Origin of the sequence: Dactylosporangium sp. NBC_01737, from assembly GCF_035963215.1 — a bacterium.
Taxonomy (GTDB): domain Bacteria; phylum Actinomycetota; class Actinomycetes; order Mycobacteriales; family Micromonosporaceae; genus Dactylosporangium.
Genome location: NZ_CP109153.1, coordinates 9,901,817 through 9,925,457 on the forward strand (window position 1 = coordinate 9,901,817; position 23,641 = coordinate 9,925,457).

Below are 23,641 nucleotides of genomic sequence, written 5' to 3' on the forward strand. Positions count from 1 at the left end.
CGGTTCACCGCAGTTCGTATCGGTAGTCGCTGGTCAGTGCCCGCTCGTGGCCGGCCAGCATGATGAGCAGGGGCGTCTCGCCGGTCGCGGTCAGGCCGAGCTCCTCGATGTAGGAGACGCCGTCGAAGCCGAGCGCCACGCCGCAGCCGAGGCCGAGCGCCGCAGCGGCGGTGTAGAACGTCTGCGCGACGGCGCCGATCGTGGCGTTGACGACGTTGTAGCCGCGGGGCCCGGTCGCCTCCAGCACGGCGCCGACGCGCACGGCGGGCACCACGACCGCTGCGGCCTGCTCCAGGTTGTAGTTGGGCAGGAAGTAGTTGCGCTGCAGGAAGGTGGCGGGTGAGCCGGTCCGCACGGCCCGCAGCTGGTGGCGCGCCGGGTCGTACTCATAGCTGCCGGCCGGGACCCCGCGCACGTGGTTGACGAAGGTGTAGAGCTTGACGAGGTGGCCGTCGCCGGGGGTGGCGACCTCGGTGGGCAGCTGCGCGGCCTGTGCGGCGACGAGCAGGCCCGCGAGGTCCGCAGTCGTCATCGGCACGCTGGCGTCGAACCGGCCGAAGCTGCTGCGGCGCCGGGTCAGGGCGGCGCGGACCGGCATCTGCGGCGGCCTCGCCGGTGGCAGGGCGATCCGGTCTCCGCCGCCGGTCGGCGGGGCGGCCGCCGCCGCGGCGAGTGACCCGGGCGCCGGCCGGTCATCGGCCGCCGCCGCGGTCGCGCGGTGGATGCGGCGCACCGCGTCGAAGGTCAGCACGACCCGTGACTTCTCCTGGTCGCGCCGGCGCACGGCCACGGCGCCGGCCGGGCCCGGACCGACGCCGGCCGCCGGGGTGGCCCAGGTCAGTGGCACGACGGCGAACAGGCCTTCCTCGTCGTCCGGCAGCCCGAGCAACCCGCCCAGCGCCGCCTGGTCGAACCAGAAGTGCGGGGCGATCCGCCGCCGCCCACCGGCCAGCAGCCGCCAGGTCTGCACGAGCGTGCCCACGTCCATCGAGACGGCGTGGTAGGCGAACGTGTTGTACTTGAACGCGTTCGCCCAGTACTTGACCCCGACGACCAGGAACTGCGAGGCGCCGGTGTCCGTGCCGAGGGCGGCGCGGACCAGGTGCGTGACGTCACCGGCGAGCAGCCGCTGCATCGCATGGGTGCGGCAGGCGTAGTGGTACACCCCTGGGCAGACCCCGGCGCCCGGGCCGGCGATCCAGTAGACGCTGCACGGGTAGAGCCCTCCGCCGGAGGCGGTGCCGCGGCTCCAGTTCGCCCGTGCGTAGAACGGGTAGCCGTGCACGTCGGTATTGGCCTGGATGGCGAGCCGCCGGCCGGTCAGCCCGTACGAGTCGCGCAGCATCGCGCCCAGGACCGGCAGCGTGAACGGCTCGTCGCCGGGCTCGCCGGGCTCGCCGGGCTCGCCGCGCTCATCGGGCGGGTCTGCGGCTTGCGCGGCCGGTTGCGGGTCGTCGGGCAGCGGGAACGACAGGGCGCCCGGGTAGTGCTTCGTCGGACGGGGCTTGTCCGGCCAGTTCGGCACGAAGTCCGCCGACGGCATCGGGATCCGGTTGCGTTGCAGGATCATCGACGCGTACTCGGACGCGTAGCCGGTATCGGTCATCGCGGTGGTCGTCAACGCCTCACCTCACGGGTAGGGGTGCGGAACTCGGTGGATGTCGCCCTCGCGCAGGTCACTGCCGGCCAGGCCGGCGGCGCGGGCGGCGGTTCGCAGGCGGGGCATGGTCAGTGCCCGCTGGCGTTGCCAGCCGAAGTCGATCGGCAGGAGCCCGGGCACCGTCACCCCGGCCGTGTGCAGGCCGAGGTCGTGTTGCTCCGGCGTGGTCTGGTCCACGACGATCACGTCGAACCCCTGCGCGGTCACCATCCGCACGCAGGTGGTGAGGTCGTCGAGGAGGTCGCCGGCGGGTGCCGGGGCCGGGCGGGTCCCGGCGTAGGTATCACTGACGGGGCGCGCCGGCGCTCCGGCGTCCAGCAGGAACGACGCGTGCCGGCGCATCTGTGGCAGCCCGTACAGCAGCGGATGGTCGTGCAGGCCCCACACCTGGTCGTAGTCGTCGACCATCGCGCGGAGTCTGGCCTCGTCGGCGGCGGCCCGCACGCCGACCATGACCGCGTCGGAGGCGATCTCACACAGGGCCGCGGCGATCGCGGTCTCCGGGTCGAGGCTCGCACCGCCGCCGAAGGCCAGGGTGCCGAACCCGCCGTCGACGCGTTCGGCGACGGCCGTGACGACCGGGATGTCGAACGTGCACCGGGCGTCGAAGAACCGGGCGCGGTAGCCGTACATCTCCAGCCGGTCCACCATGACCCGGGTCTGGGTGCGGCCGCTGGTCGCGGGGTCGATCTCCGGCAGGGTCCGCCGGCCGTACCAGGCCAGCACGAACGCGTCGCGTTCGATCGCCTCCATCAGGCCGTGGTAGACCGCCTCGACCAGGCTGCCGCCCGACGCGCAGCCGCTGGAGTTCTCCTGGACGAAGCGGTCCTCGACCGGCGCGCAGAAGTAGTAGGCGAGGACCTCGGGGACCAGGATCGGCCGGTCGTCACGCAGCGACCATCCCCACACCCACGCGATGGGCCGGTCCGGCGCGAACCGTGTGATGTGCGGGTTGTGCCGGTGGAACTCGTCCGAGTAGGACCCGCAGGTGCGAGGGTCGAGCGCGTCGGCGCCGAGCTCGTCCAGCGTGGCGGTCACGGTGGTGCGCGTGCGGGCCGGGCGCAGGCCCGCGGTGCGTTCGAGACCTTCCAGCAGGCCGAGCCGCAGGCTGCGCCCGTAGCTGTCCGCGTGCCCGCCCCAGAGCATCTCGCGCAGGTGGTGCCCGGATCTGGGGTGGAAGGCGCCGTGCACCGGTGCCGTCGACGTCGACGTGTGGTCGGGCCACACGGAGGCGCCCAGCGGGCCGCAGACGGGGTTGACGAATGCGGCCGGCGACAACGGGTAGTCGGCGGCGTCGCGGGCCCGGAAGGCGTCCGGTGCGCGCTTGGGGCTCGGGGTGAGCCGTGGTGGCGTGGGCGTGTCCGGCGCCCGCCGGCCGCACTGCGGGCAGTCGGGGTCGGGTACGAGCGGCACCCGGCCGACCCGCAGCGTCTCCACGTTCAGGTCGTAGACGGTGGGCGTGCCGGCGGTTGCGGCGGTTGCCGCCGCGGCGTGCAGTGCCCGCAGGGCGTCGGCCACGAACGCGACGGCGTACGGCCACTCGCCGGCCGCCACGGTGTCGCCGCCCAGTTCCAGCGCGTCGCGCAGGTCCGGCGGCCGGACCGCCTGCCACCGGCGGGCCAGGCAGCGGGTGCATCCGCGCGGGCCCGCCGGTGCGAGCAGCAGTGCGTGCCGGCCGTACACCAGCACCTGCGTGGACGCCGGCGCCTGCCCGTCGGCGCTCCTTTCGTCACTGACCCCGAGCGGGTGGACGACGACCGCGGGCGCGTCGGTGCTCAGCAGGGCACTGAGCGCCCCGGTGATGCGCAGGCTCATCCGCGGGCCCGGTCCGTGAGCACGACGCGCACCGTGTGCAGGCCGTGGGCGGGGAGGTCGGCGCCGCCGGTCAGGACCACCACGGCGTCCGTTCCGGCCGCGTCCAGGGCATCCAGCACGCCCTGCCAGTCGCCGGTGGCGCCGGTCCTCGCCGCGGCCACACCGGCCGTGGCGAGGGTGTCTGGGTCGAAGTCGGTCAGGAAGCCGTCGCGCCCGTCGGTGGCCTGCGGGTCGGGCGACTGCTGCCGCAGCTGCACCTGTCCGACCAGGTCGCAGAGGGCCCGCACGGCCGCTTCCCGCCACGACGGGCCTGCGGCGACCGCCCACAGTTTCGCGCCGTCACGCGGCTCGGTGCACCGGGCCAGGAGCACGTGGGCGCCGCCGGGCGCGCTCGCGGCGAGGTCGAGCAGGTCGGCCGTGACCCCCAGGTTCGCCGCCGCCCTGGTCAGGAAGCACAGTTCCGGGTCGTCGCCGAGGTCGGCCGTGGGCACCCGCGACGGCGCGGCGCCGCAGATGGCGCCCTGCAGCGCGGCGTACGCAAGTGCGGAGGACAGCCCGTCCGCGATCGCCGCGGCCGTGTCGAAGCCGGCGCCGGCGCCGGCGCGGGTCGGCTCGGCGGCCCGCCCCGCGTTGGCCGTGCCGAACGGCTCCACCTGGGCGCGCGGCACGTCCACCGGCCCGTGGTGGATCAGCGACCGGCCGGTGACCGTCGCGTCGGTGCCGGTGCCGGGCCCGGCGTCCGGCACGCCGAGCCGGTCGGCGTAGGCGACGGCGGCGTGCGCGAGGGCACGGGTCCGCGCGCCGACGAGGTGGTGCACGTCGAAGGCGTTGACCTGTCGTGGTGTGCCGTCCGGGTCGGTGAACACCAGCGTCGCGATCTTCACCGGCAGTTGGTCCCAGTCCTCGTCCTGGTACCGCTGGAAGACCCCGGTCCGCGGCTGCACGAGGCGGTCCCGCGCGGACAGCCGCTCGGCGGCGGCGTCGGTCGTGGCGTCGTCATCGGTGGCGGCGGGCCGCGGCGGGTCCAGCGTGAGCTGCTGCGGCAGGGCCGGCGCGGGCACCGGCGGGCAGTAGACGCACCGGGGGTGCGGCAGCAGTTCCTCGCTGACGACGTCGAGGGACTCGAGGTCCTGCACGATGACCCGGCCGTTGGTCTCGGCCGGCAGGGCGCCGGTCGTGAGCCGGAACACCTCGAAGGCGAGCAGGTTGCCGATCATCGCCGCGAGGGGGCCCGCCGGGGTGTCCGGTGCCGGCCCGCCGACCGCGACACCACGCCAGATCTCGGCCGCGGCGCCGCCGTCGTCGTTGGCGGTGAGCCGCAGCATGGCGCAGTACCAGCAGCCCCGGCGGTCGGTGCCCGCGGCGGGGCCGACGACGACCCGGCGGCCGAAGGTCCAGGCCGGCAGCAGGGTCTTGCCCTCGGGGATCCCGGCCGCGAGGAGGCGGTGCGTCAGCCGTGCGGCGCCGGCCGCGCCGGATCCGCCGGCCACGAGCACGATGTCGGCGTCGGCCAGGTCCGCCCAGGTGGGCTCGTCGCACCGCCAGTCCAGCACCGCGGACGGCACGCCCGCCGCGTCCAGTTGTGCGGCCTCGGCGGCGGCCGATCCGTCGTGGTGACCGGTGACGGCCACCCGTGCCATCCCGTTGCGGACCAGGCCCAGTGCGCACGCGTCCGCCACCGGTCCGTCGCCGACGACGACGGCGGTGCTGTCGCGGAACGCGGCGAACCGGTGCGGTGCGCCGTCGGTGTAGTGGTCGATGTAGCCGATCTGCGCGCCGAACTGCTTGGCCACGTCCGCGCCGAGCACGGCCGCGGGGTCGGCCTCGCCGGCGGGGACGTCACGGGCGAAACCGCGGGTCAGCAGCGCGCCGACCAGTTCGCCGACCATGCCCCGTTGCGGGTCGGGCAGTTTCGCGCACAGCTCGGCCACCGTGCGGGATCCGTCGAGGAACGGCACCAGCAGCGCGGCCAGCCGGTAGGCGCTCGACGAGGTGATCTTGAAGCCGCCGGAGGAGTTGTGGAACAGCACGCCGTCGTAGGCCGCGGTGAACAGGATGTCGCGCCGGATCCGTGGTCTGGTGCCGGCAACCGATTCGAACGCAGTGCTCAATGGAGGCTCCGTTTCAGACGGCAGACAGGGTGGCGCCGGCGGCCGCGGTGGATCGCCGGCCGTCGACGGTGGTGCTGGCGCAGGCCCGTGCGTAGCGCCGCAGCAGTCCGGGGATCCGGAACTGCCCGGCCTGGTCCTCGATCAGGCTGGCGTCGGCGAGCTGGTCGAGGACCGTCTCGGCGGCGTCCGGTGTGACCTGCAGGCGGTGCGCCACGCCGGCCAGGTCGAGCGGGTCCGGGTCGAGGGTGCCGAGACTGAGCAGCGCGGTGACGAGCGGCGGCGGCAGCCGGTGCACCGCCCGGTCCAGCCGGCCCAGCAGCGTCATGTCCGGGTCGCCGGGCAGGGCCAGCCGCCCGATCGGGTTGCCGTGCAGCCAGGCGACCGACGCGGCCAGGCTCGCCGTCCTGGTCAGCAGTCGTGCGGCGGCGATGCGCAGCGCGAGCGGCAGGTGATCGCAGAGGTCGGCGAGTGCTCGTGCCGCCGCCGGCTCCGCCTCGACCCGCTCGCTGCCGAGGATGGCCGCCAGCAGGGTAACGGACTCCGCCGGGTCGAACCCGCCGACGCGTTCGATGGACCCGCCGAACCGCGCGACCACGCCGGCGAGGCCGAACTGGCTGGTGAGCAGCACCGTGTCGCCGGCCGGCCAGTACGGCGCGGTGGCGAGGGCCTGCCGCACGTCGGCGACGTCGTCGAGGATCAGCAGGCCGGGCGCCGACGGGTGGGGGCGTGGCCAGGCCGCCAGCCGGCCGGTCAGGTCGTCGGCACTCACCGGTGTCCCGTCGGCCTGCCGCATGTCGAGCAGGAGCTGGCCGCCCGGGAAGTCGTCGCGTACCGCGGCCGCGAGGTGGCGGGCGAGGGCTGTCTTGCCGGCACCGGGAGGGCCGGTCAGCACCACGATCCCCGCTCCGGCGCGCAGCCGGGAGGTGAGCGGTCCGGCAATCGCCGAACGCCCGAGGAACCCTTGCGGTGCCTCGATGCCGGGATGCGCGGCCGCGGGCTCGGTGGTGGCGCCGACCCCGGCGATCGCGACGGTCCCGGCGGGCCCGGTCAGCTCGGGGAGCCCGGAGGTCCCGGTGGGCTCATCGGGCTCCGCCCAGGTCTCGCCGACGAGGATGCTCAGTTCGAGTCTGCGCAGCCGGGGACCGGGATCCACACCGAGTTCGCCGGCGAGGAACTGTTTCACCCGGCGGTATTCGGCCAGTGCGTCGGCCTGGCGTCCGGTGCGGTACAGCGCCTCGATGAGCAGTTCCGCCAGCCGTTCGTTGCCCAGGTGTGTGCGGGTGGCGTCCCAGAGCTGCGCCAGCGCCGACGCGGCGAGCCCCTGCCGAATCTTGAGCTCGCAGAGCCGCTCCAGCACCCGCAGGCGTTCCTCGGTGAGCCGGGGCACGACGTCGCGGTGCAGGCTGTCGGACGGCACGTTGGCCAGCAGCGGTCCGCGCCAGAGCGCCAGAGCTCCCTCCAGCAGGACCAGCCGCCGGCCGGGGTCGCTCTGCGCTTCGGCGGCCAGGGTCATCTCACGGAAGCGGAGCAGGTCCGCGGTCTCCCCGGACGCGTTGAACCGGTATCCGCCGGGCACCGTCTCGATGGAGGAGGTGCCGATCGCGTGCCGGACGAACAGCTGGCGCAGCCGCATCGCGCAGGTCTGCAGGGCCGCCCTGGCGGCGGCCGGCTGGTCGTCACCCCAGACCGCCTCCTGCAGCGTCCCGATCGAGACGACCTCGTTGGGGCGGACCAGCAGCGCCGCGAGGAGGCTGGCGACCTTCGACGGCGGCAGCACGACCGCGTCGCCGCCGTGGGCGAGCGACAGCGGCCCGAGCACCCGGAAGATCATGTGTGCCCGCCCTGGTGCGGCACGTGGACGTGACAGGCGAACGCGGTCTGGACGGTTCGGTCCGATGTGGACACTCGCGCGGTGGCGACTGAGCGATCCATGGATGTATCTTTTGACCGGCGTCGATCGACGGCAAGTACGCAGAACCGTCTACTGCGGGCTACCCGGCAGTACGCGTCCCAGGCATATGACGACCGCCGCCGGGAGACCGGCGGCGGTCGTCACCCGGCGAGCGCGCCGGGGTGCGCTGTCGGGTGCGGGGTCAGCCGCAGCAGGACGTCGTCGAGGCGCTGCTCGTGCTCGACGTGGTGCTGCTGGTGGTCGAGGTGGTCGCCGAGCTGGAGGTCGACGCGAGGATCGCCTCGGTGACATCGGTGTAGTCGGCGATCGCGAAGGTCTCGGTCTCCAGCGCGAGGATCTCCGCGGCGATCAGGTCGAGCTCGGTGCGGTCGTGCATCATGGGTGTACTCCCTTGCGTCTTCCCCGGCCGGGCTGTCCTACCGGTGCACGGAACGCCCGTGCCGGCTCAGTCCACCGCGCCGTCATCACGTATCGACTCCACCTCGGCGACGTGCGGCGACAGCGGGATGTGAGCGATGTGTGAGTGCCGTCCGGCAGCGTTGCGCTGATGAACACGCGCGAGCGGGTACCGGACCAGATCGTGCGGGACGCGCTGGCGCTGTACCGGCAGCTGCACGCCGGCCCGGAGCTGTCCGGGGCCGAGGAACGCACCGCGGCGGTGTTCGCCGGCACGCTGCACCGCGCGGGGTTCGACGTGGCCACCGGCGTCGGCGGCCACGGGGTCGTGGGCCGGCTCGTCAACGGTGACGGGCCGACGGTCCTGCTGCGCGCCGAGCTCGACGCGCTGCCCGTCGCCGAACGCACCGGCCTGCCCTACGCCAGCGACGTCCACGCCGCGGACGCCGACGGCACGAGGACCGCGGTGATGCACGCCTGCGGCCACGACCTGCACCTGGCCGCGCTCGCCGGCGCGGCCGAGGCGTTCTCAGCCGACCGCGGCGGGTGGCGGGGCACACTGCTGGCGGTCGGCCAGCCCGCCGAGGAGACCCTGACCGGCGCGGCCGCCATGCTCGCCGACGGCCTGTACCGCCGGTGGGGCCGCCCCGACCTCGCCCTCGCCCAGCACTGCGCGCCGCTGCCGGCCGGGATGGTCGCGCACGGCCCGCTGATGACCGCGGCGTGCGTGACCCTGGAGATCACGATCGACGGTGTCGGCGGGCACACCGCGATGCCGCACCTCGGGGTCGATCCGCTGCTCGCCGCGGCGCTCACCGTGGTGCAGCTGCAGACCGTCCGTGCCCAGCAGGTCGACCCGTCCGAGCCCGCGGTGCTCACCGTCGGCCGGTTGTCCGCCGGTGTGCGCGCCAACGTCATCGCCGACAGCGCGACCATCGGCGTCACGCTGCGGGCCCACTCGGACGCGACCCTGACCCGCATGCGCGAGGCCGTGGAACGGATCGCCCGGGCCACCTGCGCGGCGGCCGGCACGCCGGGCGAGCCCCGCATCGGCGTGGTCGCGCAGACGCCGGCGAACCGTCCCGACGCGCAGGTCGCCGCGGGGTGCGCGCGGCGCACGTCGACGCGTTCGGTGCCGCCCGCCGTCGCTCGCCGCCGACGACTTCGCCGTGTTCGCCGCCGACGGGGTACCCACCGCCTACTGGATGCTCGGGGTGATCGGCCCGGCGCAGTGGCGCGCCACGACCGGCACCGCCAGGTTCACGCAGGTCCCGGGCCCCCACTCGCCGCGGTTCGCGCCGCACGCCGCGCTCGCCGTGCCCGCCGGCATCGAGGCGCTCACCGCGGCGGCACGGGCCTGCCTGCACCGGCCGTGACCGCGGTTGCCAGGTACCGGTTCCTCGGCGTCGAGCTGATCACCGTTCGCCGGACATGCTGTCGATCACCACCGCCGGGCCGGTCAGGCTCGTGCCGCCGGCCTCGCCGACCGGGCCTGTCAGCAGCCACACCGCGGCGAGCTCGGCGTCATCCGACCGCAGGGCGTGGTCCACCGCGCCGGAGTAGTCGTCGTAATGGGCGAGGACGTATCCGGCCGTCACGATCGCGATCCTGGCATCGTCCGGCAGGTGCCGCGGCAGCGTCACCTCGGCCACCGCTCCGAGCGGTACCTCGCCGGGCCCCGCATCCACCACGGACGTCTGACCGTCCGGTCCGTCCGCCGTGCCCCGCAGCGCGAAGATCTCCGGGCCGCCGCACCGCAGCACCTGCACCGCACCGGTCGGGTCCACCTGCACGAATGTGCCCACCGCGTACCCGTGCGGGGCGTATCGCCGCACCAGTGGCGTCAACAGCACCGGCAGCTGCTCCAGCCCGGCCCCGCCGCGACGCGCCGCCGCACGGAACGCCCGCTCGACGACCTCCGCGCACCGCACCGGATCTGCCACCTGGCCCATCACCAGGCCGATCATCGCCCACACGCCGCCGCCCGGGCGGGGAACCATGACGGCGATCTCGCCGGGCAGCCGCGACACCGCCAGCACCACCGGGCGGCGGACCCCACCGGCGCCCGCGTCGATGGTGCTCGTCGCCGTGGCCCGCACCCGGAGGGTCCGTCGCTGCCACGACAGCACGGGCATGACCGCCAGGCAGACCGCGGACGCGACCAGCGACCCCCGGTCGCCGCGGTGGCCCGGGACGATCGGCACCGCCACCGACAGCAGGATCAGCGCACCCGCCCAGCCGGACATCAACGCGGCGATCCGCGGCCGGGACGCCATCCCCGCTATGCCGGGCACGAGCAGCCACCCGATCGGAGCGGTGACCCCGACAACGCCCATGACGACGGCGTTGCCGGTGACGGCGAGCAGGGCCGTCCGCGTTGAAATCCTCACAGCATCCACATCCACCTGTGCCGCATCGCCGGCTCCGGTCGCCGTGTCGCCGCCTCGCAAGGCGCTGGACGCAACAGGGCGGACGACGTTTCTCGATGACACCGTAGCGCTGCCGGTGCTGCCGCAGCGTTGCGGGCCGGGTGCCACGTCGCCGGCCCGCTGGACGGACCGGCTACTGGGAGCAGACCAGTTTCGCGTCGGCCCAGGCGGCGGTCACGGATCCCTGGTTGTCCTCCGCGATCAGATCGAGGCGGGACGCGCCGATGATGTCGACGGCGATGTCTCCTGACTGCCCGGCCTCCAGCGGCCCGACGGTCGCGACGACCGAGTCGTCGACGACCACCTGGAAGGTGGCGGTGCCCGTGTCGTTGGCCGGGTCGATACCGACGACCGCGGTGAAACGCAGGCAGCCCGGCTTCGGGTACAGCCGCACCGCGCTGGGAGTGGCGATCCCGAGCCCCCGCTCGTAGGCCACACCGGCGATGACGATCGGGTTGCCGTCGTCGGGCTCGGCGGTGCCGTTGGCGCGGTCGCGCTCGATCGGGCCCAGACCGTTGCGCAGCGCGGTGTAGGGCAGGTCGCTGACGAAGTCCTCCTGCTCATGGACCGGCTGCCGGCCGCTGCTGCCGGAGTCGCCGGAGGTGCCGCTGCCGGTCCATCCACCGGCGACGACCACGGCCGCAAGCGCCGCGACGCCGAACGCGGCGAAGGTCCGGCGGGCCCACGGGTCAGGCGTGCCGGTGCGCGGCTCAGCAGGCGACGGCGACGGTGACGGCAATGGACCGGTGCCGGCGGACTTGGGCGGCATCTGCGGCAGCAGCCCGGGTGACCGGCGGGCTGCGAGATCCTCGACCCAGCCCACCGCCAGCACCGGCACGCACGTGGCGGCGGCGACGATGCCGGTGGTCAGCACACGGCGGGACCAGTCGCCGAGGTTCGTGCCGTCCAGCAGGTACTGCGCCAGCCCGAGCATCGGGAAGTGCCACAGGTAGATGGTGACGGCCCGGGCGTTGATCACGGCGACGAACCGGTCGAGCCGGCCGCCGGGCCGCCACCAGCGCAGTGGCTGATCGCAGCGCAGCACCGCGGCGACGAACGCCGCCGACCACCACGCGCTGGCGACCGGATGATGGTTGAGGTCGAAGTCGGCGCGTCCGCCGCCGTGCCGGAACAACCACACGGCCGCCGCCCCGGCCAGCACCAGCACGACGGCGGCGAAGACCGGTCCCGGGATGCGGTGCAGCAGCCGGTCGCGGTGGGCGTAACCGACGATCCAGCACGCGAAGTACGTCGACAGGTCCCGCGTCAGCGACTCGAACGAACCACCGACGGTGATCAGCTCCCAGTGCAGCAGCACCGGAGCGGCCAGGGCCACCAGCACCGTCGGGACCGGCCATGCACGGAAGATCCGCAGTGTCACCGGTGACAGCACCACGAACCACAGGTACGCGACGAGATACCACAGCACCGCGGTGACCATCCAGCCCCACTCGGCGCCCCCGGGCGGTGGCCACTCGACCGGCACGATCCACCACAGCAGGTCGATGCGTTCCCGGGCCTCGTCGAGGAACGGGCCCCAGCCGTCGCTGAACGTCAACGGCAGCATGATCGCCGCGTACGCCCACAGCGGCGGCAGCAGCCTGCGTAGCCGTCCCCGCACGACGTGTGACGGTGAGCGGTCCAGCGAGCGGGCAGTCAGCGACCCCGCGAGGGCGAACATCAGCCCCATCGCCGGGAACAACAGCGTCAGCCAGGCCAGGCCGCTGCCGTGGTACACCACGATCCGCACCACCGCGGCAGCTCGCCACACGTCGATGTACCGCTCGCGCGTCCGCGCCGCCGCCGGCGCTAGCGCGGGTTGCTCGGTCGTCCTCACGTGCCCGCGCCCCGTCGGAACCTGTGGACGGCGCGGCCTTGCTGATCCATGAGGTGGCCTCTTACATGGTTGAGGGGCGTGCTGCCCACCGACACAACTCCCCCGAATACCATCCATACCCTACCTGAGACGAATGGTTCAACGATCGGGCCGCAGGTGTCGCCGGCGCAGCGGGCGGCGATGCGCCGGGCCGCTCACGGTGTGCGGCTCCCGGTGCGCAGGACGTCGAGCCGGCCGGCGGCGACGCGGGCCAGGGCGTGGGCGGAGGGTTTGACGACGCGCGTGTGCTCGTCGGTGACGGCGCTGAGGCCGAACTTGGGGCGGTAGCCCTCGCTCCATTCGAAGTTGTCGAACGCGGACCAGTGCAGGTAGCCACGGACGTCGACGCCTTCGCGGATCGCCTGGGCGGTGGCCGTGAGGTGCCCGTCGAGGTAGTCGAGGCGCTCGGTGTCGTCCTCGGTGGCGATGCCGTTCTCGGTGACGTAGAGCGGCAGGCCGGTCGCCGCGGCGCGGTGCAGGATCACGCGCAGGCCGTCGGGATGGACGGCCCAGCCCATCTGCGTCACCGGTGTGCCGGGTGGCGGGTCGGCGAAGAAGGTCGGGGAGGCCGGATCGACCCACTGTATGCGGTAGTACTGCACGCCGAGCCAGTCGCCACGGTCGGGGCCGGTGAGCCCGTCGAGGTACAGGTCGACGATCTCGTGCCGCATGGTGCGGTGGAAGGCGTCGCAGGCCGGATCGGCGCGGATCGGCGCGAGCAGCGGCAGTTGCACGGCCAGTCCGGTCCGGGAACCGGGTGATGCGGCCCGGACGGCGCCGACCGCGGCGTGGTGGGCGTCGAGCAGGGTCCGGCCGACCCGTTTCCACAGCACGGGGTTGGTCATGGCGGGCGGGTGGTAGCCCTCGAGGTAGCCGTGCAGGGCGATCATCTGTGGTTCGTTGATGGTGCAGACGAACGGCATCAGGTCGCCGAGCTCGGCCGCGACGTGCCTGCAGTATCGCGCGAACAGCCGCACGGCGTCCGGGCCGAGCCAGCCGCCGCGGGCCGCGAACCAGCGGGGCAGCGTGAAGTGGTGCAGGGTGACGAAGGCGGTCATGCCGGTGCCGGCGAGGGCGGTGAGGACCCGCCGGTAGTGCGCGACGGCGGCCCGGCTGAACTCGCCGGGGGCCGGTTCGATCCGGGACCATTCCAGCGACAGCCGGTGGGTGTTGTGCCCGAGCTGCCGCAGCAGTGCGAAGTCCTCGGCGTAGCGGTGGAAGTGGTCGATGACGTCGCCGGACGCCGTAGCCCGACCTCCGCGGCACTGAACTGCTCACGTGCCGCGGACACGCACCTGCGATCGGTGCCTGCCGCACCCGCCGGGAGGCACCGGTCGTGGGATGACCGCCGTGCTCGACGCCGCCGACGCTGTGCTCGGATCGCCCTCGCCGAGCGGCGGCGTGCCGTTGATGTACGGCGACGTGCGGTGGCTCGACGCGCCGATCACCCGCGTCGGGCCGCCGTTGCCGGCTGGGTGCCCGACCCGATCTGTTGCACCACGGCCGAGGCCAGCCGGATCGAGCCGATGCCGGTCGGATGGAAGGGGTGCGCGCTGTCCAGTCCCTGGATGTCGGCGCCGAGACGGTCGCTGTCGGGTGAGCACAACGGGGCCAGCCGCGGGGTGGCGACACTGAACCTGTACTTGTGCGCGCCGCTGACGAGCACGTCGTTGAGTGCCGTGTTGCGGCTGGACAGCAGCGAGATGTTCGTCGGGTCGAGCCCGTTCGCGTTCGCCGGCCCCTTGGCGTCAGCGCACTTCGCGTCGGGGTTGAACACGTCGTACGACGTCATGACGATGATCTGCGGCCGGTCCGGCAGATCGTCGAGCGTTTGCAGCAGCTCGCCGTAGTCCCGGTCGAATGCGGCCAGCCGGTAGTCGAACTCCCCCTGGGTGAGGTTGTCGTGGCAGTCGGCCACGGCGTAGCAGTACGTGAGGAAATCACCCCAGGCGAGATCGTTCGGACCGATCACGACCGCCACGTACTTCAGCCCCCGTACCTGGTGCAGCAGCCCGACCTGGCTGGGCAGCGTCCGGCCGCCCCGCGCCTGCGGACCGAGCAGACCGCTCGGGATGGACGCTCCGGAGCAGGCCAGGTTCAGCACGCGGTCACCCTGCATCCGGCCGATCTCCGCGGCGAGGGAGTCCGAGCTGCGCCCGCATGCCGTGTCGTCCTCGGTGGCATCGGCGACCGGGGCGCCGCCGACGCGTGCGGCACGCGAGTCGCCGATCACCGCCCCGGCGTAGCCGGTGACCTTCGGGCCGACCGGCATGGGTGCGAGGTGCCGGGTGCCGACGAGGTCGGCGAGCGACCGGACGCCGCGCAGGCCCTGCACCGTGCCGTCGTAGGCCAACGCCCCGGCGCCGGCCCAGGCCAGCATCGTCAGCGTGACGGCGACGGCCGTCATCCGCAGGCTCTGCGCCACGCCGTGCTGCCACAGCTGCGACGCGGACAGCTGCCGGTGCGGTGTCCGGCTCTGCCGCCGCAGGGTGGCCAGCACCCGGATGTAGCCGGCGGCAGCGGTCGCGGCGAGGGTGAAGGCGAGCAGGCCGAGCGTCGCCCAGCCGTACCAGCGCAGGAACCCGTTGCCGAGCGCGGCCATCGCGCCGGCCCGCACGTGCGGGCCGGTCGAGGGGTCGATCGCGGCGGCGGCTGCGGCGTTGCGCTGGATCGGGCCGAGCGTCAGCTGAGGGCGCAACGGCCCGAAGACCTGCAGCGGCGCTATGTCGATCCGGGTGTTGCCGATCTGCACCAGCTGCGCCGGGCCGGACAGCGACCAGCCGGGCGGGCGCGCGCCGACGGACAGCTCCTGGCCGGCGATCGCCAGCTCCTGGGGCGGTGTCAGGCCGACCGTCGCGGGGATGCCGACCAGCATGCAGAACGCCACCAGGAGCACCGTCGGCAGGGAGCGTGCCTCCCGCAGCACGGCACGGAATCGACGCCGCCGGGGACCGTTGTCGAACGCCACGTCTCTCTCAGCACTTCCGTTCATGGGTACGAGGGCAACCGCGCTCACCTGCCGCGGACGGCGGCAACAGTACCCGGCGCGGCGCCCTTACCACGCTGATCGCAGGCTGGTGTGACGCAGGTACGCGCAGAGCGTCGAGGAACTCACCGCGCTGCCGACCTCGCCGCGGAGCGCTACCGCTCCCGGACCGCGTAGGTCAGGTGCGTCACCCGCTGCGTCGGCTCGGCGCGGACCGGCTCCAGGGCCACGCGGCCCGCGTCCACGCCTTCGAACAGGCGGATTCCGGCGCCGAACAGCACGGGCGACAGCGCGATCGAGAACTCGTCGATCAGGCCGGCGTTCACGTACTCCAGGATCGTCGCGCCGCCGCCCGCGATGCGCACGTCCCGGTCGCCGGCGGCCTCGCGGGCCTGGTCGAGCGCGGCCTCGATGCCGTCGTTGACGAAGTGGAAGGTGGTCCCGCCCGGCCGCTCCCACGGGTCGCGCTTCTCGTGCGTCACGACGAAGACCGGCGTGTGGAACGGCGCCTCCTCCGGCCACGCATGCTCGCCGGCGTCGAACATGCGCTTGCCCATCACGCTCGCGCCGGTGCGCAGATACGTCTCCCGCAGGATGTCGTTGTCGCGCCCCTCCTCGCCGCCCTCGCCGAACTTCAGGTTCTCCCGGAAGAACCGCTGCGGGAAGACCCACTGCTGCAGCTCCATCCACTGCGGCCCCATCAGGTCGTCGAGGGACTCGGGCGCGATGAACCCGTCCAGCGACATCGACACGCTGAAGAACACCTTGCCGGCCATCAGTGCTCAGTTCCCTTCCGAAGGGTCTCGGTTACGTACGCAGCCAGGTTGCTCAGGGTCTGCCGGCCGCCCTCGATCGCGTGGTACTTCTCGACCGCCTCGTCGCGCAGCTCCTTGGTGGGGAACACCGTGCGCATCTCGATCCGGGTCGCCGCCCCGTCGGGCGCGAACGTCAGGACCGACACGAAGGCGTTCGGGTCGTCGCGGGACTCACCGTGCAGCATCGCGATCCGCTCCGGCGGGGCGATCTCGGTCCAGGAGATCCACTCCTGGTAGTCCGTGCCGTCCGGTCCGTGCATCACGAAGTCCCATGCCGCGCCGACGCGGAACTCGAACGCCCGCGTGGTGGTGCTGAACCCCTCCGGTCCCCACCACTGCGACAGGTGCCGCACCTCGGTGAACGCCTCGAACACCAGCTCCCGCGGGGCGTCGATGACCCGGGAGATCACGATCTCCCGGTCGGCCGTCGCGGTCTGCGTCGGCGCTCCTCGTCCCGTCTCGCTCATCAGCTACTCCCCCTGCCTTACCTGCTTGAGGTCCTGCACGTATGCGTCCAGCCGGTCGAAGCTCTCGTTCCAGAACCGCTCGAACCCGCCGGCCCACTCGTGCACCGGCCGCAGCCCGCGGGCGTCAAGGCCGTACAGGCGCTGCTTGCCCGCCTTGCGGTCCCGCACCAGCCCGACCTCCCGGAGCACCCGCAGGTGTTTGGACGCCCCCGGCTGGGTCATCCCCAGCTCCCGAGCCAGCTCGGTCACGGGCCGCTCACCCGCCCGCAGCAGCACCAGGATCTCCCGGCGCTGCGGCTCGGCGATCGCGTTGAAGACGTCCGACGTCGTCGCTGCTCGTGCCATGGCCGCAATCATATGCCGTTATCGGTATGCGTCAAGTCGAAGGCCTCAGGCGGGTGCCGGTGATGGCCGCGGACTATCGCCGGCGCGCCAGATACAGCAGCGTTTCCATGCTGAGCGTCACGTACGGGCCGGCCGAGTCCACGATCGCCCCGAACAGGTCCGCCCGGGTCCGCTCGGTGAGCATGCGGTTCGCCGACTTGGTGGACAGATAGGCCACATAGTCCACTGTGGACAGTTTGCGTTCCCAGCGGTACAGCCGCTCGGACAGCTCACCGAACTGCGGCAGCAGGTCCAGCTCCGTGCGCGGCCACGACACCGCGAGCTCCGCCTCGGTCGTCGGCTCGGGATCGATCTCGACCGCGGTGTCGATCCCGGGCGCGTGGGTCCGGTGTGCCGCCACGATCGCGGCCAGCGTGTCCGGGTCCGCCGGCCGGTGGCCGTTCCAGAACAGGGCCAGCGCACCGCCCGGCAGCCCGAACGGCTGCCGCGGCGCGTAGTCCTCGAAGGCGGCAACCTCGACGGTCACGTCCGGATGCCCGGCCACCCGCCGCGCCAGGACCGCGGCCATCGCCTCGTCCGGCTCCACGGCCGTGACGGCGACACCCCGCTCGGCGAACGCCACGGTGGCTCTGCCCGTGCCCGCGCCGACGTCCAGCGCGGGCGCCCCACCGGGCCCGGCGTACGCCAGCACGTCGTCGATCAACGCCGTTGGATAGCCGGGCCGGATCCGGTCGTACTCGTCCGCCACCGCACCGAACACCCGCGCCCGATCGCCCGTCATGGGCAAACCCTAGACGCTGGCACCATCCCGTCAGTCAGGCAGTTCGTTCAGGACGAGCCGGAACGCGCCGATCGCGTCGGTCTCGTCATGGACCCGGCCGTCGCTGGTGGACACTGTGTACCGGCCCGTCGTCCCGGCGGGGTGGACCGCGGGATAGGCCCCGGTGAAGGGCCAGGTGGCGGTGGTGCTGAACCGCAGCGTCCAGTGGCTGGTGTAGGGGCTCAGCCGACGCAGCCGGGGTTCGTGGAAGGCCAGCGCGACGAAGGGCCGCAGCCGCGTCGCCACCGGGCTCTCACGGTGATTCTCGTACAGGTGCAGCCAGCTGGACTCGCGGTGATCGCCGCGTTCCCGCGCTGTCGCCAGGGCGACGGAGCCGAGGAACGGCCACGCCGCCGCGACCGCCGGCGGTGCCGTCCCGGACAGCCACGCCCGTGCCGCGTCGGCGGCGACGGCCAGATCCGGTGCGTGGCCGCCGAGCATGACCGCCCGTCCGGTGCGCAGACCGAGGATGAACCTGCGCTGCCACGGGCTGAGGATCAGGTACGCGTTGCGTTCGCCGTGCTCGACGGCCGCGGTGCGCGGATTCGCCGGGTCCTCCGCACGTGCCCGGAACGGCGGCGCTTGCCGGTCGAGCTCGACCTGCCACGCGTCGTGCGCAGCACCGAGCGCGACGACGTCCGGGTACCACTGCGCCGCGTCGCCCCACAACCCCGGATCGGCCATCGCTCCATGATGCACCGGCGGCGGCTGCTGGTCGTCACTCGGCGTTCTTGTCGTACTGCATGGCGCCCACGACGTTGCCGGACGGGTCGGCGAGCCAGATCAGATGACCGACGCCGGCGATGGTCGTGGTCTGCATGAGCAGCCGGCCACCGGCGGCGAGGGCGGCCTGCTCGACGTGATGGACGTCGTCCACGGCGATCGTGCACTCGAAGCCGGTGGTCGGCTGGTCGGGCAGCAGCCGGCGGCGCTGCTGGAGCGCGGCGGTCAGCCCTGGCCCGTGCGGGTCGTCGGCCTCCACGCGGTAGAAGCCCGGCGGTCCCCAGGCGGTGAACTGCCAGCCGAAGGCCGCCCGGTAGAAGGCGCGGCTGGCGGGCACGTCGTCGGCGTTGATCGCGATGTGGGACAGCGTGTTCATGAGCAGGACGGTAGGCGCGCCGACGGGATACGCACTACCGATAGCACGGCGTATCTTGGTGTGAATGCGGCAGGGTGTCGACGAGCCGGAGCCGGATGTCCGCTCCTACGCGGTGTCGCACCCGGGCGGCTGGCTCGGCCTGCCCCAGGACCCGGCGTGGAGTCAGCTGGTCTACGCGGTCCACGGCGTGCTGACCGTGCTCCCCGACGCGCCGCTGCAGCTGCCCACGCCACGCGACCCGCGTGCGGTCGCCGTTGCCGCGGCCTTGCACGGCGACCCCGGCGACACGTCCTCCGTGACCGCCCTGGCCCGTCGGGTGGGCGCCAGCCGGCGCAGCCTGGAGCGCGTGTTCCGTGCCGAGACCGGCATGACGGTCAGGCAGTGGCGGCGCCGGCTACGGATGCTGGTGGCGCTCCGGCCGCTTGCCACCGGCATGACGGCCACCGCCGTCGCGGCCCGGGTGGGATACGCGACGCCCAGCGCGTTCGGTGCCGCATTCCGCGCCGAGCTCGGTGCCACCCCCGCACACTGGTTCAGCCGGTGATCCGCATTCAGCTCGGCGAGTCGACGCTGGACCGCACGCGGATCGCGATGAGCCCGCTCAACGAGCTGGTCGCCGGGGTCGAGCTGGTGCACCGCCATCGGCAGCGGCCGGCGCCGTGGCCGTACACGGACTGGGTCGAGCGCGCCCGCGAGGTGCTGCGCCGCGTCCCGCAGACCACGCCGTTGCAGGTCTACGCCCAGTTGTACGGCGCTGAGCACGCCCGCCGTACACCAGACCTGTTCACGCCCGTTCCGCTTGAGGCGCGCCCGGTCCTCGCCGAGCAGATCGAGCTGATCCGCAGGACCGGACGGGCCGTCGTGCAGGAGCAGTTCACCACGCACTACCCGGAGGGCCTGCCCGACTTCCTTGTGCCCTACCTCCACGACGGGGACCGTGCGTTCGGCCGGCTCGCCGACGCGTTGACGGCCTTCTGGGAAGCGGCGATCGCCCCGTACTGGCCGGTGATGCGGGCCGCGCTGGACGAGGAGGTCCTGCTGCGCGCCCGTACGCTCGCCGCTCATGGTCCGGAGGCCGTGCTGACCGGCGTGCGCGGCCCGGCGCAGTGGGACCGGCCGGTGCTGTCGCTGCCGAAGCGGCACGAGTCGGTGCTGCCCGCGCACGACCAGCGGCTGCTGCTGGTGCCGCTGCTGCTCGCGCAGGACCGGCTGACCTGTTCCACGGATCATCCGGAGATCCTGATGGTGACCTACCAGGCGCGGGGTGCGGCGGTGCTGGCGCAGCGCGCCGCGCCGGCGCGACCGTCCCGGGACCGCCTGGCCCAGCTGGTCGGGCCCGGCCGGGCGGCGGTGCTGCGCGCGTTGACGCAGCCGGCAACCACGACCGGGCTGGCCGTCGCCCTCGGCCTGTCCCCCAGCACGGTCTCGGAGCAGCTGGGCTCGCTGCTGGAGACCGGCACGGTGCACCGCTCCCGCAGTGGTCGCCAGGTGCTGTACGGCCTCGAACCCGCCGGCGCGGCGCTGGTCGCGCTGTTCGCCGACGATTCGGATCCGACCGAAGCGTTGGAGCGGCCCGAGGACAGTTCCTAGCGTTCGGGGGTATGCAACCGCTGCTCACCGGCGTCCTGCGCCGCCACGCACGCCCGCTCACGCTCGCCTGCGCGGCGTCCGCCGGCCACCAGATCTGCGAGGCGCTGGTGCCCCTCGCCATCGGCCTCGCCGTCGACCACGCCGTCGACGGCGGCCCACCGACCGCGATCGTGCTGGCCGTATTCGCCGTCCTGGCACTGTTCACAGTGCTCGCCGCAGGCGGCGGCACCACGTTCTGGCAGGTGACCTCGGTCGCGGTCACCGAGGCCCATCAGCTTCGGATCCGCGTCGCCGGCCGGATCCTCGCCGATCCCCGCGCCGGCGCCGGGCGGCGGGCGGGTGACCTGACCAACGTCCTCGTCTCCGACACCAAGGCGGCCGCGGAGATCGTGCGGGTGGTCGTGCACGTCGTCTCCGGCTGCGCCGGGCTGCTGGTGACGGTGGGGGTGCTGCTGCGCGTCGAGGTGTGGCTGGGGCTCGGCATCGCCGCCGGCGTGCCGGTGCTCACCCTCGTCATCGACCGGATCAGCCCGTGGGTCGAGCGCCGGATCGCGGCGCGCCAGCAGACGTCTGGTCTGGCCGCGGCACTCGCCGCCGAGCTCGTCCACGGCCTGCGGCCGCTGCGCGGCTTCGGCGGCGTCCCGGAGGCCGTCCGGCGGTACCGGCGCGCCAGCAGGGCGTCACTGGACGCTGCGCAGCGCGACCGCGGCGGCCGCGGTCGACGGCAGTGGCCTCCTCGCGACCGGTCTGGTACTGGTCGGCACCGCAGCCGCGGCGGGTGCGCTGGCGCTGTCCGGGCGGATCACCGCCGGCGAGTTCGTCACCGTGGTCGCGATGGCGTCGTTCGCCGGCGATCCGGTGCAGCGCATCGCCGCGGGCATCAAACAGGCGGCGATCTCCAACGCGAGCGCCACCCGGATCGCGGCGTTGCTCGACCCGGAAGCGGCCGCGCCCCGGGCCCTGGCCATGCCGCTCGGGCCGCTGCGGGTACCGGGTCTCGACATCACCGTGCAACCCGGTGAGATGCTCGGCATCGTCACGACCGATCCGGCTGCCGCCGACGCGCTGATCGGCCGCATGCCGGCGGACCGGCGCGTGCTGGCGGAACCGCACACGGTGCACATCTTCGGCCGGACGCTGCACGAGGCCCTCGACACCGGACGCGGCAGCGACCCTGCCGTGACTGCGAGAGCCCTCGCCGCCGCACACGCGGCCGACGTGCGTGGCCCGCTCCTCGACGGCGGCGCGAACCTCTCCGGCGGCCAGCGGCAACGCGTGGCACTGGCCCGCGCTCTGGTGGCTCGTCCTGCGGTGCTGGTACTGCGTGACCCGCTCACCGCGGTCGACGCCGTCACCGAGGACGCTGTCGCCGAGGGGCTCGCCGCGCTGCGCCGCGAGGACGACGGCGCCACGGTGCTGATCAGCACGTCGCCGCCGCTGCTCACCCGCTGCGACCGGGTGGTGTTCCTCCCCGCTGCCCGACCCCCGGTCGTGGCCACCCACGCGCAGCTCGTCCACGACGCGGACTACGCCGAGGCGGTGCTGCGATGACGGCGCTGCCGATCGCCACCGGACGGCAGAGCCTCGCGGGCCTGGCGACCGTCGTGGCCGCCCACCGCGCCGCCGTCCTGCTCGCCCTGTGCTGGACGGTGCTGGGCGCCGCCGCGACCGTCACCGTCCCGCTGCTGCTCGGGCGCCTGGTCGACGCGGTACGCGCCGGCGGCCCGTACCCCTGATCGTCCTGGTCACCGGCACCGGCGTCACGATCCTGCTCGGCGCCGCCTCACGGCGGCGGCGCTGCGCGCCACCGGGCGTCTCGGCGCGCGGGTCGCCGCCGACCTGCGCGAACGGGTCGTGGACCGGACCCTCACGCTGCAACCGGCGGTGCTGGAAGGCGCCGGCCGCGGCGACGTCGCGTCACGGGTCACCGACGACCTGGAGGACTTCGTGACGGCCGTGCCGCTGGTGGCGGAGGTCCTCACCGCCGCCGTCACCGTCGTGCTGTCCGCTGCGGGCTTCCTCACGCTGGACTGGCGCATGGCGCTCGCCTTCCTGGTGGTGGTCCCGGTGTACGGGGTCAGCCTGCGGATCTACCTGCCGAAGGCGGCCCGGCTCTACGCCACGGAACGCCGGCTCGCCGCCGAACGCGGCCGGGTGCTGCTCGAATCGCTGCACGGCCGTCCCACCGTGCACGCGTACGACATGGCGACACTGCAGACCGGCCGGCTGGCTTCGGCATCGCAGGACACCGTGACCGCGGGCCTGCGCGCGGCGCGCAGCTACCTGTGGTTCAGCAAATCCATGAACGCCGCCGAAGCGGTCGGCCTGTCCGCGGTGCTGGCGACCGGCTACTGGCTGGTCAGGACCGACGCGGTCACCGTCGGCGCCGTGACCGCGGCCGCGCTGCTGTTCCACCGGCTGTTCGCGCCGCTGGGCACCCTGCTGCTCTCCTTCGACGAGGTACAGCGTGCGCAGGCGTCCCTGGCCCGGACGCTCGGCGTGCTGCTGGTGCCGGCCGCGGCCCCTGGCGTCCGGCGCCGTCCCGGCGCCGTGCGGTCGGTCACGGTGACCGCACGCGACGTCCGGCACCGGTACGCCGACGGCCCCGTGGTCCTCGACGGCGTCGACATCGCCGTGCCCACGGGCACGTCCCTGGCGCTGGTCGGCGGCAGCGGCGCCGGCAAGACAACCCTGGCAAACCTCATCGCCGGCACGTTCCCCGCCGCGGGCGGCCGGCTCACGCTGACCGACGCACACGGCACCGTCGACGTCGCCGCCCTGGACCCCGAGGTACTGCGCGACTGGGTCGGCGTCGTCTCCCAGGAGACGTACCTCTTCACCGGAACACTGCGCGAGGACGTCACGTACGCCGCACCCGGCAGCACCGAGGAACAGATCTTGTCGGCGCTGCGCACGGTCGGGGCCGACACGTGGGTGAAGGCCCTGCCGCAGGGCCTGGACACGCAGGTCGGCCCGGAGGAACACCCGCTGACCGCCGTGCAGGTCCAGCAGCTGGCCCTGGCCAGGCTGGCCCTGCGCGACCCGCCGGTGGTCGTGCTCGACGAGGCGACCGCCGAGGCCGGCAGCGCGGGCGCACGCGACCTCGAAGCGGCCGCGGCCGCGCTGATCGACGGCCGGACGGCAATCGTGGTGGCGCACCGGCTGAGCCAGGCCCGCGCCTGCGACCGCATCGCCGTCCTGGCCGGCGGCGAGATCGCGGAGACCGGCACGCATGACGAACTGCTCGCCCGGGGCGGCCACTACGCGAAACTCTGGGACGCCTGGTCACGCCCGTCCTGGCTGGGTTGAGGCGGCAGACC

At 73.6% G+C, this 23,641-nt stretch carries 21 protein-coding genes and 2 pseudogenes; 7 read left to right on the plus strand and 16 right to left on the minus strand.

The genetic code is table 11. The features are described 5' to 3' along the window. Positions 1–4: 4 nt before the first annotated feature. The 5 genes from OHA72_RS45370 to OHA72_RS45390 all read right to left on the minus strand — a co-directional run bounded on the left by OHA72_RS45370 (position 5) and on the right by OHA72_RS45390 (position 7,874). On the minus strand, positions 5–1,606 hold the full coding sequence (locus OHA72_RS45370) for a nitroreductase family protein (RefSeq protein ID WP_327011781.1): 1,602 nt from the start codon (positions 1,604–1,606) through the stop codon (positions 5–7). A 24-nt stretch (positions 1,607–1,630) separates the two neighbouring features. Then, the gene (locus OHA72_RS45375) at positions 1,631–3,475 is read right to left on the minus strand and encodes a TOMM precursor leader peptide-binding protein (RefSeq protein WP_327002305.1); all 1,845 of its coding nucleotides are present in this window, start codon (positions 3,473–3,475) and stop codon (positions 1,631–1,633) included. After that, positions 3,472–5,586 carry a TOMM precursor leader peptide-binding protein gene (locus tag OHA72_RS45380; RefSeq protein WP_327002306.1) on the minus strand — a complete coding sequence of 705 codons (2,115 nt, stop codon included), beginning with the start codon at positions 5,584–5,586 and terminating at the stop codon, positions 3,472–3,474. Before OHA72_RS45380 ends, OHA72_RS45375 begins: the two co-directional genes overlap by 4 nt. Before the next feature lie 13 nt (positions 5,587–5,599). Then, positions 5,600–7,417, minus strand: a complete 1,818-nt coding sequence (locus OHA72_RS45385) for an AfsR/SARP family transcriptional regulator (RefSeq protein WP_327002307.1) — start codon at positions 7,415–7,417, stop codon at positions 5,600–5,602. A gap of 262 nt (positions 7,418–7,679) precedes the next feature. Continuing rightward, the gene (locus OHA72_RS45390) at positions 7,680–7,874 is read right to left on the minus strand and encodes a thiazolylpeptide-type bacteriocin (RefSeq protein ID WP_327011782.1); all 195 of its coding nucleotides are present in this window, start codon (positions 7,872–7,874) and stop codon (positions 7,680–7,682) included. A gap of 171 nt (positions 7,875–8,045) precedes the next feature. Between OHA72_RS45390 and OHA72_RS45395 the strand changes: the two are divergent. Beyond that, positions 8,046–9,270, plus strand: a pseudogene (locus OHA72_RS45395) (amidohydrolase). 39 nt (positions 9,271–9,309) lie between these two features. On the opposite strand, the gene OHA72_RS45400 reads toward OHA72_RS45395, so the two are convergent. The 10 genes from OHA72_RS45400 to OHA72_RS45445 all read right to left on the minus strand — a co-directional run bounded on the left by OHA72_RS45400 (position 9,310) and on the right by OHA72_RS45445 (position 18,731). Then, on the minus strand, positions 9,310–10,284 hold the full coding sequence (locus OHA72_RS45400; protein ID WP_327002308.1) for a hypothetical protein: 975 nt from the start codon (positions 10,282–10,284) through the stop codon (positions 9,310–9,312). A gap of 172 nt (positions 10,285–10,456) precedes the next feature. Beyond that, entirely contained in the window at positions 10,457–12,160 is a 1,704-nt protein-coding gene (locus OHA72_RS45405; protein ID WP_327002309.1) for an NPCBM/NEW2 domain-containing protein, read from the minus strand. A gap of 194 nt (positions 12,161–12,354) precedes the next feature. After that, a complete protein-coding gene (locus tag OHA72_RS45410) occupies positions 12,355–13,428 on the minus strand; it encodes a glycoside hydrolase family 1 protein (protein ID WP_327011783.1) in 1,074 nt (357 codons plus the stop codon). A 215-nt stretch (positions 13,429–13,643) separates the two neighbouring features. After that, entirely contained in the window at positions 13,644–15,191 is a 1,548-nt protein-coding gene (locus tag OHA72_RS45415; protein ID WP_327002310.1) for an SGNH/GDSL hydrolase family protein, read from the minus strand. Positions 15,192–15,340: 149 nt separating this feature from the next. Then, positions 15,341–15,961, minus strand: coding sequence for a dihydrofolate reductase family protein (locus OHA72_RS45420; protein WP_327002311.1), 621 nt, complete (start codon positions 15,959–15,961; stop codon positions 15,341–15,343). Then, a complete protein-coding gene (locus OHA72_RS45425; RefSeq protein ID WP_327002312.1) occupies positions 15,961–16,467 on the minus strand; it encodes an SRPBCC family protein in 507 nt (168 codons plus the stop codon). The genes OHA72_RS45420 and OHA72_RS45425 overlap by 1 nt, the downstream gene beginning before the upstream one ends. Positions 16,468–16,470: 3 nt before the next feature. Next, positions 16,471–16,812: an ArsR/SmtB family transcription factor gene (locus OHA72_RS45430; RefSeq protein ID WP_327002313.1), complete on the minus strand. Its 342-nt coding sequence runs from the start codon at positions 16,810–16,812 to the stop codon at positions 16,471–16,473. Between the two features lie 73 nt (positions 16,813–16,885). Further along, positions 16,886–17,593 (minus strand): class I SAM-dependent methyltransferase, encoded by a 708-nt coding sequence (locus OHA72_RS45435; RefSeq protein WP_327002314.1) that lies wholly within the window; start codon positions 17,591–17,593, stop codon positions 16,886–16,888. A gap of 30 nt (positions 17,594–17,623) precedes the next feature. Further along, complete coding sequence (locus OHA72_RS45440; RefSeq protein ID WP_327002315.1) at positions 17,624–18,316, minus strand: DUF6193 family natural product biosynthesis protein; 693 nt, start codon at positions 18,314–18,316, stop codon at positions 17,624–17,626. A gap of 34 nt (positions 18,317–18,350) precedes the next feature. Further along, on the minus strand, positions 18,351–18,731 hold the full coding sequence (locus tag OHA72_RS45445) for a VOC family protein (protein WP_327002316.1): 381 nt from the start codon (positions 18,729–18,731) through the stop codon (positions 18,351–18,353). 64 nt (positions 18,732–18,795) lie between these two features. Between OHA72_RS45445 and OHA72_RS45450 the strand changes: the two genes are divergently transcribed. The 3 genes and pseudogenes from OHA72_RS45450 to OHA72_RS65135 all read left to right on the plus strand — a co-directional run. Then, entirely contained in the window at positions 18,796–19,275 is a 480-nt protein-coding gene (locus tag OHA72_RS45450; protein ID WP_327002317.1) for a helix-turn-helix domain-containing protein, read from the plus strand. Beyond that, the gene (locus OHA72_RS45455) at positions 19,272–20,321 is read left to right on the plus strand and encodes an ArsR/SmtB family transcription factor (protein WP_327002318.1); all 1,050 of its coding nucleotides are present in this window, start codon (positions 19,272–19,274) and stop codon (positions 20,319–20,321) included. The genes OHA72_RS45450 and OHA72_RS45455 overlap by 4 nt, the downstream gene beginning before the upstream one ends. Positions 20,322–20,332: 11 nt before the next feature. Then, positions 20,333–20,938, plus strand: a pseudogene (locus OHA72_RS65135) (ABC transporter transmembrane domain-containing protein); the annotation flags it as partial. 63 nt (positions 20,939–21,001) lie between these two features. Here OHA72_RS65135 and OHA72_RS45465 read toward each other — a convergent pair. Further along, complete coding sequence (locus OHA72_RS45465) at positions 21,002–21,145, minus strand: hypothetical protein (RefSeq protein ID WP_327002320.1); 144 nt, start codon at positions 21,143–21,145, stop codon at positions 21,002–21,004. Between the two features lie 10 nt (positions 21,146–21,155). Between OHA72_RS45465 and OHA72_RS45470 the strand changes: the two genes are divergently transcribed. The 3 genes from OHA72_RS45470 (at position 21,156) to OHA72_RS45480 (ending at position 23,630) form a co-directional block, all read left to right on the plus strand. Further along, positions 21,156–21,872: an ATP-binding cassette domain-containing protein gene (locus OHA72_RS45470; RefSeq protein WP_327002321.1), complete on the plus strand. Its 717-nt coding sequence runs from the start codon at positions 21,156–21,158 to the stop codon at positions 21,870–21,872. After that, entirely contained in the window at positions 21,869–22,057 is a 189-nt protein-coding gene (locus OHA72_RS45475) for a hypothetical protein (RefSeq protein WP_327002322.1), read from the plus strand. The genes OHA72_RS45470 and OHA72_RS45475 overlap by 4 nt, the downstream gene beginning before the upstream one ends. A gap of 118 nt (positions 22,058–22,175) precedes the next feature. Further along, positions 22,176–23,630 carry an ABC transporter ATP-binding protein gene (locus tag OHA72_RS45480; RefSeq protein ID WP_327002323.1) on the plus strand — a complete coding sequence of 485 codons (1,455 nt, stop codon included), beginning with the start codon at positions 22,176–22,178 and terminating at the stop codon, positions 23,628–23,630. The last annotated feature ends 11 nt before the right edge of the window (positions 23,631–23,641 follow it).